The organism is Rhodovarius crocodyli, from assembly GCF_004005855.1.
Classification (GTDB): domain Bacteria; phylum Pseudomonadota; class Alphaproteobacteria; order Acetobacterales; family Acetobacteraceae; genus Rhodovarius; species Rhodovarius crocodyli.
The window spans coordinates 65805-78681 of the sequence record NZ_SACL01000002.1; the positions used below are offsets into that span (position 1 = coordinate 65805).

Consider the following 12877-nt stretch of genomic DNA (forward strand, 5'->3'; position numbering starts at 1 on the left):
GATCAATTCTGCTTCTGCCGGCGCGGGTCCGGCCAGAATGAGGTTCCCTCACGTGCCAGCCCGCCGCCATAGCCCATCGCGACCCCATCGGCACGCCAGCAGGCGGCACCGGTCATCCTGCTGCCCTCGAACAGGATCGCGCTCATGCCGCCGGCCACATGGTCCGTGGGCACCACGGCATGGCCCTTCGCGGCCAGGGCCGCATGGATCTCGGGCGGGAAGCCGCGCTCGACCTCCGCATCATGGCCGTGGGTGAAGACGCGGGGCGCCTCCACGGCTTCCTGGATGGACATGCCGTGGTCCACCACATTCATCACGAACTGGAACACGGCGGACGGAATGCGGTGCGCCCCCGGCAGGCCCACCGCGAACAGCGGTGCACCGTCACGGAAGCCGATCATGGCCGAGATGCCGCTGGTGATGCGCTTGCCCGGCTGCAGGGATAGCGCGTTCCCCGGATGGGGGTCGAACAGGTACATGTAGTTGTTGGGGATGATGCCCGTGCCCGGGATCATCACCCGCGCGCCGAACAGGCTGTTCAGCGTCTGGGTCGAGGTGACGATGTTGCCCGCGCCATCGGCGATCGTCACATGGGTGGTGTTGGCCGATTCGATGCTGAGGACATGGGAGGTGTAGTCATGCGTGCGCGCCGGGTCGATTTCCGGCCGGCGCTGATGGCCGTATTCCTTGGAGACGAGGCGGGCCACCGGCACGTCGACGAAGGCCGGGTCGGCGGTGGCGGCGCGGCGGTCCGCGGCGGCGATCTTCAGCGCCTCCAGTATCAGATGCAGCGTCTCCGCCGTGCCGAAGCCACTCTGGCGGATGTCGAAGCCCTCCATCAGGTTCAGCATCTGCACGACATGCACGCCGCCGGAACAGGGCGGGGCAGGGCCCAGCAGGTCCACGCCGCGATAGTTGCCGCGCACCGGCTCGCGCTCGACCGTGCGGTAATTCTCCAGATCCGCGAGGCGCATGGTCGAGCCCTGGGCCTCCAGCCATGCCGCGATGCGCTGGCCCAGCTCACCGCCATACATCCAGTCCGGGCCATGTTCCGCGAGGCCGCGCAGGGTGGTGGCGTACTCCGGCATCCGCAGCCAGGAGCCCGCCGGCAGCGGCTTGCCGCCGGGCAGGAACATGGCGGCAAGGCCCGGGTCCAGCTCCAGGTCGATCGCGGTTTCCTCGATGCAGGTCGCGAGATAGGGCGTGACGCGGAAGCCGTTGGCGGCATGGCGGATGGCGGGTTCCAGCACGGCCGGCAGGGGCAGTGTGCCGAAGCGTTCCAGCACCTCGCACCAGCCCTTCAGCGTGCCGGGCACGGCGATGGCGTTGATGCCGCGCCGGTTCTCGCGGTCCACCGTCTCCATATAGTCGGGCCAGGTGTCGGCGATCGGGCGGTACATGTCGGGCCGCGCCAGGGCAGGGGCGGTGGACAGGCTGTCCAGCACCACCTCTCGCCCATCCGCCAGGCGGATGACCGCCACGCCGCCGCCGAAGAAGCCCACCATCATGGGCTCCACCACCGTCAGGGTGAACAGGGCGGCCACCGTGGCGTCGATGGCGTTGCCGCCCATCGCCATCATCTCCATCGCCGCCGCCGAGGCCAGCGGGTGGTTGGTGATGGCCATGCCGCGCTCCGCGGTCACCGGTGTTTTCTCGGTGGCGAAGCGTGTGCCGGGCTGGGCGCGCCAATCATGGGTCATAAGACAACCTGACAGTCTGAAAGCCCAAAGTATCAGCCCCAAGCCGTTGATCGGTCCAATAGGCGGTAAGGCAAAATTTGAGAATTACAGATTATCAAACCTGAAGCCCCGCGCGAACTGCACGAAGTTGCGCACGGCGGGCGACAGCTCCGTCCGCCGATGCGCGATGGCGAGCTCGGACCTGATCTCCGTGCCCTGGATGGCGCGGAAGACGATGCCCGGCAGCGCCACGCAATTCACCGATTGCGGCACCAGCGCGACGCCCAGCCCCAGCGCCACCATGCTGACGATGGTCATGAAATCCTGCCCCTGCGGCCCCATGCGCGGCGTGAAGCCGGCCGCCAGGCAGGCGCGCATCGTGTGCTCATGGAAGCTGACGCCGGGGCCGTGGCGCGGGGTGATGAAGGTCTCTCGCGCCAGGGCGGAGAGCGGGACCTCGGCCGCCTCGCCGGCCGGGTGGCGTGCCGGCAGGGCCAGGGCCACCGGTTCCTGCAACAGCGGAAAGCTCGCGATGCCCAGCGGCAGTTCCACCGGCGGGCGAATGAAGGCGATGTCCAGCTTGTCCTCCGCCATCGCGCGCAGCTGCTGCTGCATCTCCATTTCGGCGATCTGCAGTTCGGCTTCCGGGTGCTGCTCGCGGAAGCCGCCCAGCACCGCGGTCAGCGCGCCGGTATAGGCCGCGGAGCCGACATAGCCGATGGCGATGCGGCCCAGCTCACCCCGCCCGGCGCGGCCGGCGGTGACGAGGGCGGCCTCGGCCTGGGCCAGGATGCGGCGGGCATCGCGCAGCAGGGCCTCGCCGGCCAGGGTCAGCGAGACACCCCGGCGGGAACGGTCCAGCAGGCGGGCGCCCGCGATCTCCTCCAGTGCTGCGATCTGCTGGCTGAGGCCGGGCTGGGCGATGCCCAGGCGCTCGGCGGCACGGCCGTAGTTCAGTTCCTCCGCGACGGCGACGAAGTAGCGCAGGTGGCGGAGCTCCAGGGCGGAGCGGGAGGGGCGGCGGCCGGAGGGCATGGGTGCAGGATGGGGTGGGGCGGTGCGGGCGTCGAGGGGGAAGGGAATCTTCTTTTTCTGTAGAAAAAGAAGCAAAAAGACTTTTATGATTTTGCGTTCGTAAAACTAACAAAAGTTTTTTGGTTCTTTTTTACAAAAAAGAACAATATAACTGATGTTTTTGTTGAATATCTTTTGGGGCTCCGCCTGTCATTCCGGCAACGCCCCGCTCTCCCGCATCCTGCCCCATTTCGGGGCGTCGAACGATAAGCCATCCTTATCCGTCAGCTTGCTTTATCAGGATTGGACATCATAGCTCCCGCGCCCCGATCCTCCCTGCACCGCGCACCGGAGAGGTCCCGCCGATGTCATCGCCTGCCTTCGATCCGTTCGAGTTCGAGCTGTTCCGCAACTCCCTGCTCTCGGTCGCCGATGAGATGGCGCTGACGGTGCATCGCACGACCTATTCCACCGTGCTGCGTGACAACCTCGACTACTCCACGGCCTTCTTCGACGGCCAGGGCCGGATGATCGCCCAGGGCTTTTCCCTCCCCTCGCATCTCGGCTCCATCCCGACCGCGCTGGGCGCCGTGATCGAGCGCTTCAAGGGCGACATCCACGAAGGCGACGTCTACGCGCTGAACGACCCGTTCCATGGCGGCATGCACCTGCCGGACATCTTCATCTTCAAGCCGATCTTCGTGGATGGGGAGTTGGTGGCCTTCGCCGGCACCATTTCCCACCACACCGATGTGGGCGGGCGCGTCGCGGGCTCCAACGCGCCGGACAGCATCGAGATCTATCAGGAAGGCGTGCGGATCAAGCCGATCCGCATCTACGACCGCGGCGTGAAGAACGAGACCTTCTTCGAGATGCTGCTGATGAATGTCCGCGTGCCGGACATGGTGGCGGGCGATATCCGCGCGCAGCTCTCGGCCTGCCATGTGGCGGAAGTGGCCTTTACCGACCTGTGCCGCAGCTATGGCGTCGAGAAGGTGAAGCTGCTGGGCGAGGCGATGCTGGACCACTCCGAGCGCATGACCCGCGCCGAGATCGCCAAGCTGCCGGACGGGGTGTTCGCCTTCGAGGACTACCTGGACGATGACGGCATCGATGTGGGCAAGCCCATCGTGCTGAAGGTGACCGTCACCAAGAAGGGCGAGAGCATCCTGTTCGACTGGACCGGATCCTCCCCGCAGGTGCGCGGCGCGCTGAACTGCACGCTGTCCTTCACCAAATCCGCCGCCTATTGCGGGCTGTTCTCCGTCATGGAGAACCGGGTGCCGAACAATGACGGCGCCTTCCGCGCGATCGACGTGGTGGCGCCGCTCGGCACCATCACCAACTGCGTTCACCCGGCCTCGGTGGCGGCGCGCGGGCTCACGGGCTTCCGCATGGTCGATACCGTGTTCGGCGCGCTGGCGCAGATGGTGCCGGGCAAGGTCACGGCGGCGGGTGATGGCGGCAACACCAACATCTCGATCGGCGGCTACGACAAGGATCGCAAGCCCTACATTTTCTGCGACTTCACCTGCTGCGCCTGGGGCGGGCGGGCCTTTGCCGACGGCATCGACGGCAATTCCCACATGTTCGCCAACATGGCCGGCCAGTCCAGCGAAGTGATCGAGGCCGAGAACCCGCTCTTCGTGGAATGCTATGAGCTGGTGGGCGACCGGGGCGGCGCGGGCAAGTTCCGCGGCGGCGCGCCCTATCGCCGCGCCTATCGCTTCCTGGGCGAGGAGGCGGTGATCTCGATCCGCTCCGACCGGCGCGACATCAAGCCTTACGGCCTGTATGGCGGCTATCCGGGCGGGGTGTCGCAGAACATCATGACCCGCGCGGGCGGCGAACCCGAGCTGTACCCGGCCAAGTTCTACAATCAGATCCGCAAGGGCGACCTGTTCGTGCATGAGACGGCCGCCGGCGGCGGCTGGGGCGACCCGCTGGAGCGCGAGCCCGAGCGCGTGGCGCGCGACGTGCTGAACCAGTTCGTCAGCCCCGAGAACGCCCGCATCCTGTACGGCGTCGTCACCGACGGCCGCACCATCGACCTGCCGGCGACCGAGGCGCTGCGCGCCCGCATCGCCTTGGAACGCGGCTGGGCCGAGGCGCCCTACGCCCTTCGTGACACCCCCAAAGCCGCCGCCGAGTGAACGGAACCACCACCATGAGCGACAGCAAGATCCGCATCGGCGTCGATATCGGCGGCACCTTCACCGACATCAGCATCATGGATGCGGCCGGTGGCATCATCACCAAGAAGGTCTCCTCGACCCCTAACAACTATGCCCGCGCGATCGGCGAAGGCCTGGCCGCCGCCTTTGGCGAGAATGGCCTGGGCGGCGCGGATGTGGCGGAGCTGCTGCACGGCACCACCGTCGCCTCCAACGCCATCCTTGAGTTGAAGGGCGCGCGCACGGGCCTGATCACCACCAAGGGCTTCCGGGACGTGCTGGAGCTGCGGCTGCTGCGCATGCCGCGCCTGTATGACCTGCTGTGGGAAAAGCCGCCGACGCTGGTGGACCGCCACCTGCGGCTGGAGGTCGATGAGCGCATCGACGCCCGCGGCAACATCGTCACGCCGCTGAACGAGGCCGATGTGGTCGCGGTGCTGGACCAGCTGCTGGCGGAGAAGGTGGAGGCGATCTCGGTCTGCCTGCTGCATTCCTATGTCAACGACGCGCATGAGAAGCAGATCCACGACATCATCCGCCGCCGTGCGCCGGAGATGGTGCTGTCCATCAGCTCCGAGGTGCTGCCCGAGATCAAGGAATACGAGCGGACTTCCACCACCGTCATCAACTCCTATGTGAAGCCGGTGGTGGGGCGCTACCTCAACAACCTGACCGCCGACCTGAAGGGTATCGACATCGGCGCGCCGCTGCTGCTGATGCAGTCCAACGGCGGGCTGACCCCGGCCGAGGTCGCGGCCGAGATGCCCGTGCACATCATCGAATCCGGCCCGGCGGCGGGCGTGATCGGCGCGCGGGTGCTGGCGCGGCGCGCGGGCTTCGACAAGGTGATCTCCTTCGACATGGGCGGCACCACCGCCAAGGCCGCGCTGGTCGAAAACGGGGAGGTGACGCGCGCCGAGGAATACTCGGTGGGCGGCGGCATCATGATCGGATCGCGCCTGATGTCCGGCGCCGGCTATGTGCTGAAGGTGCCGGCCATCGACCTGGCCGAGGTAGGCGCCGGCGGTGGTTCCATCATCGCCATCGACGCGGGCGGCGCGCCGCAGGTGGGGCCCGAGAGCGCGGGCTCCTTCCCGGGCCCGGTCTGCTACGACCTGGGCGGCACCGAGCCCACCGTGACCGATGCCAATGTGGTGCTGGGCTATATCAACCCGAAGCACCTGGCCGGCGGTGCGGTGAAGCTGCACGCCGACAAATCCAAGGCCGCGCTGACCGAGAAGGTCGCGAAGCCGCTCGGCCTGTCGCCGGAGCGCGCGGCCTATGGCGCGCATATGGTCGCTGCAGCCAACATGATCCGCGCCATCAAGGCCGTGTCGTCGGAGCGCGGGCGCGACCCGCGGGAATTCGCGCTGGTGGCCTTCGGCGGCAACGGCCCGCTGTTCGCGGCCGGCATGGCCAGGCAGCTGGGCATGAAGCGCGTGATCGTGCCGCCCTCGGCCGGCGTATTCTCCTCCGTCGGGCTGCTGTATTCGGATGTCGAGTACAACCTCTCGCGCACCTATCGCCAGCACACCCGCTCGCTGGACCTGCCGGCGCTGGTCGCGGCCTGGAACGCGCTGGAGACCCAGGCCACCGACAAGCTGGCCGCCGACGGCTTCCGCCCCGACCAGATCCGCCTGCGCCGCTTCGCCAAGCTGCACTACAAGGGCCAGGCCTATGAGCTGTCGGTGCCCGTGCCCGATGGTGCGATCACCGAGCGGATCGCGGCCCAGCTGGAGGATGCCTTCGGCGAGGAGCACGAGCGCACCTATGGCCACCGCGCCGGCCCGAATGAGCCGGTGGAGCTGGTCAGCCTGAACCTGACCGCGAGCGGCGAGCTGGACACGCTGCGCGATGGCGGTGCCGACCTGGCCCCCGCCACCGAGGCCGCCAGCGAGCGCGATGCCTATTTCGGCCCCGAGCATGGCTGGATGGCGACCCCCGTCATCTCCCGCGCGCATCTGGTGGGCCGCGACTGGAAGGGGCCGGTGGTGATCGAGGAATACGACTGCACCTGCGTGGTGCCGCCGGGCATGACGGCCAGCCTGGACACGCTGGGCAATATCGCGATCGACGTGGCCGGCTGACCCGCATGCCGCGTTCCGTCCTGGTGCTGGGCGCCGGCATGGTCGGGGTCTCGGTGGCGCTGCATCTGCGCCGGCGTGGCCTCGACGTGATGCTGGTCGACCGCCAGGACCCGGGCGAGGGCGCCAGCTTCGGCAATGGCGGGCTGATCCAGCGCGAGGCGGTGCACCCGCACCCTTTCCCGCGCACGGTGGGCGAGCTGTGGCGGGTGGCCAAGAACCGCTCGGTCGATGTGCGCTATGACCCGCTGGCGCTGCCGGGCTTCGCCTCTCCCCTGCTGCGCTACTGGTGGCATTCCGAGCCGCGCCGCTTCGCCGGGACGGTGGTCGCCTGGGAGCGCCTGATCGCCACCTGCATTGATGAGCATATGGCGCTGGCGCGCGATGCCGGCGCCACCGAGATGCTGCGGCCGCTGGGCTTCATGCGCCTCTACAGCTCCGCCCAGGCGCTGGAGGCCGCGGCCATCGAGGCCGAGGCCACCGCCCGCGAACACGGGCTGGGCTATCGCCTGCTGGATGAGGCCGGGGTGGCGGCGGCTGAACCGCATCTTCTGGTGCGCCGCGCCGGCGCCATCCACTGGACCGACACGCTGTCCTGCCCCGACCCGCATGCGCTGACGATGGCCTATCTCGGCCTGTTCACGGCGGCGGGCGGGCGTTTCGCGCATGGCGATGCCGGCAGCCTGCAACGCACCGCGACCGGCTGGCGCGTGCGATCCGACGACGGGCCGCTGGAGGCAGAGGCCGCGGTGGTGGCGCTGGGCGTTTCGGCCCCGCGCCTGACGGCCCGTTTCGGCTATGCCCCGCCCACCTTCGGCAAGCGCGGCTATCACCGGCACTACAAGCTGCAGGGCAATGCCGTGCTGAATTCACCCATGGTGGATATGGGCAGCGGCTTCCTGATGGCGCCCATGGCGGCCGGCGTTCGCCTGACCACCGGCGCCGAGTTCGTCCGCGACGATGCCGGGCCCAGCCCCATCCAGCTGACCCGCGCCGAGCCCATCGCGCGCGGCCTGCTGCCGCTGGCCGAGGGCGTGGAAGCCACCCCCTGGATGGGCACGCGCCCATGCTCGGCGGACATGCTGCCGATCATCGGGCGCATTCCGGGGCAGGAAGGGCTGTGGGGCGCCTTCGGGCACGGACACCAGGGCTTCACCCTGGGCCCGACCACCGGGCGGATGCTGGCGGAGATGATGATGGGTGAGGCGCCGTTCGTGGAGGCGGCGCCGTATCGGGCGGAGCGTTTCTAGGCGCCCTTCACCACCATCGCCCGGTTCACCGCCTTGAACACGCTGCCGCCGTAACCCGCGGCTTCCGGGATGCGCAGCCATTTGCCGTTCGCGTCCTCGAACGGTTCCGGCATCACGGTCACCACCGGCGTCGTATCGGCCATGGCTTCGGCCACGCTGCGGAAGCGCGCCAGCTTGGCCAGGTTCATCCGCGTCGGGAACACGATGCTGCGCAGCCCGCTCTCGGCATCGGCCAGCGCCTGGGCGGGGGTGATCCAGATGCTGTCCACCGCCTCCCCGCCATCATGCATGCCCAGCTGGTCCGTGGGTGCCTCGGCAATGAAGAAATGCGTGTCGAAACGCTTGGGCACGTCCTGCGGCGTGATCCAATGCGCGAAGTGGCGCAGGCAATCCACCGCGGGTTCCAGGCCGTGGCCGGCGATCAGGTCGTTGAACTCCGCCTCGCGCGGCAGTTCATGCGCGCCCAGCATGATGCCCTGGCGGCGCGCCAGCAGGATGCCGGTTTCCTCGAAGGCCTCGCGGATCGCGCCGATGCGGAAGGGCTCGCCCAGCGCCGCGTCGGAATCCTCGACGCGCCCGCCTGGGAAGACCAGCGCGCCGCCGGCGAACTCGATCTGCCGGTGGCGCATCACCATGAACAGCTCGGGCCCCACCGGACCGTCGCGCAGCAGGATGATGGTGCTGGCGGGGCGGGCGGCGACGATGCTGCTGTCAGTTGGCACGGATGTTTCCCTCGGTGATGATGGGCGCCCAGGTTTCGTAGTCGCGCCTGATATGGGCCGCGAAATCGGCGGGGGTGCCGCCGACCACGCGCCCGGCCTGGCTTTCGAAGATTCGGCTCTGCACGTCCGGCATGGCGATGATGGAATTGAACACCTGGTTGATGCGCTCCGCCAGACCCGGATCGATGCCGGCCGGCGCCACGATGCCGTGCCACACCGCGCAGTTGAAGCCCGGCAGCACCGTATCCACGGCCGGAATGCCCGGCAGCACCGGCGTGCCGCCTGGCGTGCTGACGCCCACCGCCCGCGCCTTGCCGTCGCGGATCATGCTGAGCGCGGAGGAAACGGTGGGGAAGCCGAACTGCGCGTCGCCACGCACCAGCGCCGTCACCATCTCGGCACCCGAGCGGTAGGGCACATGCACCATGCGGATGCCGGCGCGCTTCAGGAACAGCTCCATGAACAGGTGGCTGCCGTTGCCGTTGCCGGCGGAGGAAAAGACGAAGCCGTCCGGCCGCGCCTTTGCCGCCTCGATGATCTCGGGCATCGTCCGCTCGCGCACATCGGGGTGCGCGATCAAGGCGCCCGGCAGGTTCACCAGATGCACGATGGGCGAGAAGGACTGGATCGGGTCATAGGTCAGCGTCGGGTACAGCAGCTTGCCGATGGAGTTGGCGCCGACATCGGCCATCATCAGCGTCAGCCCGTCCGGCCGCTGGCCGGCGGCGAAGGCGCCCGCGATGGTGCCGCCGGCACCGGGCCGGTTCTCCACCACCAGCGTCTGGCCGCCCGTCACCTCGGGGAACTTGCCGGCCACTGTGCGTGACAGCGTGTCGATCGCGCCGCCGGCGCCGAAGGGCACGATCAGCCGGATGGGGCGGTCAGGCCATTGGGGCTGCGCGTTGATCCGTGCAGGCGCGGCCAACAGCAACGGCGCGGCAAGCACCGCACGGCGATGGAACATCGAACGTCTCCTTTTTCTTATGTCATGCCGTTTTGCGTGATTGCATGCAACGTCGCAAACATGTCCACTCCGGCGCGATGACCTGGTCGATCCTTGCCCATGACCCCGCCACTGGGGCCTTCGCCGTCGCCGTGACTACCTGCAACCTGGCTGTCGGGGCGGCGGTGCCGCATCTGCGCCACGGGGTGGGGGCGGTGGCCACGCAATCCATGACCAACCGGGCGCTGGGCCCCATGATCCTGGATGCCATGGCGCGCGGCGTGCCGCCCGTGCTGGCCATCCAGGGCGTGCTGGCGATGGATGAGGGGCGGGAGATCCGCCAGGTCCACGCCATCGACAGCCATGGCCGCACCGCCGCCTGGACCGGGCTGCGCTGCGTGGAATATTGCGGCCACAAGCTGGGGCAGGGCTGGTCGGTGGCCGGCAACATGCTGGCCAATGAGGCGGTGGTGGCCGATACGGTCGCGGCCTATGTCACGCGCTCCGAGTTGCCGCTGCCGGAACGGATGATCTCGGCCCTCGATGCCGGAGAGGCCGCGGGCGGCGACCGGCGCGGCCGGCAATCCGCCGCCCTGCGCCTGCTGACGAGCGAGGATTTCGACGACATCGACCTGCGCGTGGATGACCACCAGGAGCCGCTGGTGGAGCTTCGCCGCGTGCTGGGCGTGTGGCGCGCGATGCGGGAGCCTCGGCTGGCCGAACAGCCGCGCCGCGCCAACTTCCCCGGCATCACGGACCTGGACGTGATCGAGGGGCGGTTCCGCGCCTCCGGCCTGCCCGTCAGGCCGCGCTGATGGCCGCCGCGAACCGGGGCACGCTGCTGATCCGCGGCGGGCTGCTGGCCGAGACCGGCCTGCGCCGCGCCGCGCCCGCCGACATCCTGGTGCGCGACGGCGTGGTGGCCGAGCTGGGCCAGGGCCTGGCGGCGCCCGAGGGCACCGAGATCGTCGACGCTTCCGGCCTGGTGCTGCATCCCGGCCTGGTCAATGCCCACACCCATGGCCACGGCGGGCTGGCGCGCGGCCAGGGCGACAAATGGACGCTGGAACTGCTGCTGGCGGCCGCCCCGTGGATCAGCGGCGGGCGCTCATTGCAGGACAAGAAGCTCTCCACCCTGCTCTGCGCGGCGGAGATGGTGGCCAAGGGCTGCACCGCCGCCTACGACCTGTATTTCGAATTCCCCCTGCCCAGCCAGGATGGGCTGGACGCGGTGGCCGAGGCCTATGACGAGGTAGGCATGCGTGCCGTCATCGCGCCCATGGTGGCCGACCGCACCATGTATGAGGCGATCCCGGGCCTGATGGACGCCATGCCGGACAGGCTGCGCGATGCGGTTTCCGCCATGCGCGCGAAGCCGCCGGAGGAGACGCTGGCCGCCATGTCCGGCGTGCTGCGGAACTGGCGCTGGGCCGGGCGGGATATCCGGGCGGCGGTCGCCCCCACCATCCCGCATCATTGCTCCACCGCCTTCCTGTGCGGCTGCCGCGACCTGGCGCGGGAACACGGCGTGGCGATGCACAGCCATGTGGGCGAGAGCAAGCTGCAGGCCCTGACCGGCATCCGCACCTATGGCCGCACCCTGCTGGCCGAGATGGACGCCCATGGCCTGGTGGATGAGAACTTCACCGCCGCCCATGGCGTGTGGATGGACGACGAGGACCTGAAGCTGATGGCCGGGCGGGGGGCGTCGATCGCGCACAACCCCGGCTCCAACATGAAGCTCGGCAACGGGATGTTCCGGCTGCGCCGGGCGCTCGATCTCGGCGTGAATGTCGGCATCGGCACCGATGGGGTGAACAGCTCCGACAACGGCAACATGTACGAGGCCATGCGGCTGGCCAGCTTCACCAGCAAGGTGCAGGTGCCCGACCCCGCCCGCTGGGCGAGCGTGGAGGAGGTCTATGCCGCCGCCACCCAGGGCTCCGCCCGCGCCATGGGTTTCAAGGATATCGGCGCCATCGCCCCGGGCATGAAGGCGGACATCGTCTTCCTGGACCTGACGGCCCTGCACTGGATGCCGCATCACTGGACCGTCAACCAGATCGTCCATGCCGAGGACGCGACGGCTGTACGCCACACCATGATCGGCGGCCGCTTCGTCTACCGGGACCGGAAGCACACCACCCTGGACGTGGCGAAGCTAGCCCCCCTGGCCGAGGCCGCGCGCGACCGGCTGGAAGAACTCAACGCCTCCGCCCATGGCCTGTTCGAGAAGTTGGAGCCCGTGATCGCGAGCCTCTGTCCCGCCATGGCCGCGCGCCCCTATCACCTGAACCGCTATCTGTGCGAGGCTCCGGCCTCCCAGATCTGAGGCCCGCTTCCCTTGAACATCATGGCCAGCCCCCCGCAGCCGGTACAGATCGAGGTCGTCTTCGACCTCGTCTGCCCCTGGTGCTACCTGGGTGTCTCGCGCCTGATGCGCATGCTGGAAGCCCGGCGCGAGGTCACGGTCGAGCTGCTGTGGCGCCCCTTCCTGCTGAACCCGGACATCGCGCCCGGCGGCATCCCCCGCCAGGACTACCTGGTGCGGAAGTTCGGCGGCGAGGAACGCGCCCGCCGCCTGCACGGCACCATCGCGGAGATGGGCCGCCAGGAAGGCATCGACTTCCACTTCGAGCTGATCCGCCGCGTGCCGCAGACGCTCGACGCCCATCGCCTGCTGCGCTGGGCCGCCCGCCAGGGCGCCGCCGATGGGTTGGTCATGGCGCTGTTCGCCGCGCATTTCCGCGAAGGCCGGGACATCGCCTTCCATGAGACCCTGGCCTCGCTGGCGGCCCTCCAAGGGTTGGACGCCGAAGGCGCGCGGCAATTCCTGGCCTCGGGCCTCGATACCGAGGCCGTGCATGCCGAAAACCTGCGCGCCCACCGGCTGGGCATCAACGGCGTGCCCTGCTTCGTGCTGGGCGGCGGCAACGCCATCGCCGGCGCGCAGGAACCTGAAGTGCTGGAACGACTGCTGGATGTGGCGCTGACGGAGTAAGCCAGGGGCG

Annotated in this window: 10 protein-coding genes; 6 read left to right on the forward strand and 4 right to left on the reverse strand. The window is 68.8% G+C overall.

From position 1 onward, the window contains the following. Positions 1 to 2: 2 nt before the first annotated feature. Positions 3 to 1700, reverse strand: coding sequence for a gamma-glutamyltransferase (ggt, locus tag EOD42_RS06305; protein ID WP_127786667.1), 1698 nt, complete (start codon positions 1698 to 1700; stop codon positions 3 to 5). 84 nt (positions 1701 to 1784) lie between these two features. Continuing rightward, on the reverse strand, positions 1785 to 2714 hold the full coding sequence (locus EOD42_RS06310) for a LysR substrate-binding domain-containing protein (RefSeq protein ID WP_127786668.1): 930 nt from the start codon (positions 2712 to 2714) through the stop codon (positions 1785 to 1787). 344 nt (positions 2715 to 3058) lie between these two features. Between EOD42_RS06310 and EOD42_RS06315 the strand changes: the two genes are divergently transcribed. Genes EOD42_RS06315 through EOD42_RS06325 form a run of 3 tightly spaced genes read left to right on the forward strand, consistent with a single transcriptional unit; the run spans position 3059 to position 8201 of the window. Then, on the forward strand, positions 3059 to 4846 hold the full coding sequence (locus EOD42_RS06315) for a hydantoinase B/oxoprolinase family protein (protein WP_127786669.1): 1788 nt from the start codon (positions 3059 to 3061) through the stop codon (positions 4844 to 4846). Positions 4847 to 4860: 14 nt separating this feature from the next. Next, positions 4861 to 6954: a hydantoinase/oxoprolinase family protein gene (locus EOD42_RS06320; protein WP_127786670.1), complete on the forward strand. Its 2094-nt coding sequence runs from the start codon at positions 4861 to 4863 to the stop codon at positions 6952 to 6954. A 5-nt stretch (positions 6955 to 6959) separates the two neighbouring features. Beyond that, the gene (locus EOD42_RS06325) at positions 6960 to 8201 is read left to right on the forward strand and encodes an NAD(P)/FAD-dependent oxidoreductase (protein ID WP_127786671.1); all 1242 of its coding nucleotides are present in this window, start codon (positions 6960 to 6962) and stop codon (positions 8199 to 8201) included. Here the strand turns inward: EOD42_RS06325 and EOD42_RS06330 are convergent. Beyond that, complete coding sequence (locus tag EOD42_RS06330) at positions 8198 to 8923, reverse strand: NUDIX hydrolase (RefSeq protein ID WP_127786672.1); 726 nt, start codon at positions 8921 to 8923, stop codon at positions 8198 to 8200. The genes EOD42_RS06325 and EOD42_RS06330 overlap by 4 nt on opposite strands. Then, positions 8913 to 9887, reverse strand: a complete 975-nt coding sequence (locus EOD42_RS06335; RefSeq protein ID WP_240654999.1) for a Bug family tripartite tricarboxylate transporter substrate binding protein — start codon at positions 9885 to 9887, stop codon at positions 8913 to 8915. The genes EOD42_RS06330 and EOD42_RS06335 overlap by 11 nt, the downstream gene beginning before the upstream one ends. A 44-nt stretch (positions 9888 to 9931) precedes the next feature. On the opposite strand from EOD42_RS06335, the gene EOD42_RS06340 reads away from it, so the two are divergent. Genes EOD42_RS06340 through EOD42_RS06350 form a run of 3 tightly spaced genes read left to right on the forward strand, consistent with a single transcriptional unit; the run spans position 9932 to position 12867 of the window. Next, the gene (locus tag EOD42_RS06340) at positions 9932 to 10681 is read left to right on the forward strand and encodes a DUF1028 domain-containing protein (RefSeq protein WP_240655002.1); all 750 of its coding nucleotides are present in this window, start codon (positions 9932 to 9934) and stop codon (positions 10679 to 10681) included. Beyond that, positions 10681 to 12198 (forward strand): amidohydrolase family protein, encoded by a 1518-nt coding sequence (locus EOD42_RS06345; protein ID WP_127786673.1) that lies wholly within the window; start codon positions 10681 to 10683, stop codon positions 12196 to 12198. Before EOD42_RS06340 ends, EOD42_RS06345 begins: the two co-directional genes overlap by 1 nt. A gap of 21 nt (positions 12199 to 12219) precedes the next feature. Beyond that, complete coding sequence (locus EOD42_RS06350) at positions 12220 to 12867, forward strand: DsbA family oxidoreductase (RefSeq protein ID WP_127786674.1); 648 nt, start codon at positions 12220 to 12222, stop codon at positions 12865 to 12867. Positions 12868 to 12877: the final 10 nt, after the last annotated feature.

Excerpts from the sequence above, each read along its gene's own strand:
- EOD42_RS06335 (WP_240654999.1), bottom strand. The coding sequence starts at position 9,887 with ATGTTCCATCGCCGTGCGGTGCTTGCCGCGCCGTTGCTGTTGGCCGCG.
- ggt (WP_127786667.1), bottom strand. The coding sequence starts at position 1,700 with ATGACCCATGATTGGCGCGCCCAGCCCGGCACACGCTTCGCCACCGAG.
- EOD42_RS06350 (WP_127786674.1), top strand. The coding sequence starts at position 12,220 with ATGGCCAGCCCCCCGCAGCCGGTACAGATCGAGGTCGTCTTCGACCTC.
- EOD42_RS06310 (WP_127786668.1), bottom strand. The coding sequence starts at position 2,714 with ATGCCCTCCGGCCGCCGCCCCTCCCGCTCCGCCCTGGAGCTCCGCCAC.
- EOD42_RS06325 (WP_127786671.1), top strand. The coding sequence starts at position 6,960 with ATGCCGCGTTCCGTCCTGGTGCTGGGCGCCGGCATGGTCGGGGTCTCG.
- EOD42_RS06340 (WP_240655002.1), top strand. The coding sequence starts at position 9,932 with ATGCAACGTCGCAAACATGTCCACTCCGGCGCGATGACCTGGTCGATC.
- EOD42_RS06320 (WP_127786670.1), top strand. The coding sequence starts at position 4,861 with ATGAGCGACAGCAAGATCCGCATCGGCGTCGATATCGGCGGCACCTTC.
- EOD42_RS06315 (WP_127786669.1), top strand. The coding sequence starts at position 3,059 with ATGTCATCGCCTGCCTTCGATCCGTTCGAGTTCGAGCTGTTCCGCAAC.
- EOD42_RS06345 (WP_127786673.1), top strand. The coding sequence starts at position 10,681 with ATGGCCGCCGCGAACCGGGGCACGCTGCTGATCCGCGGCGGGCTGCTG.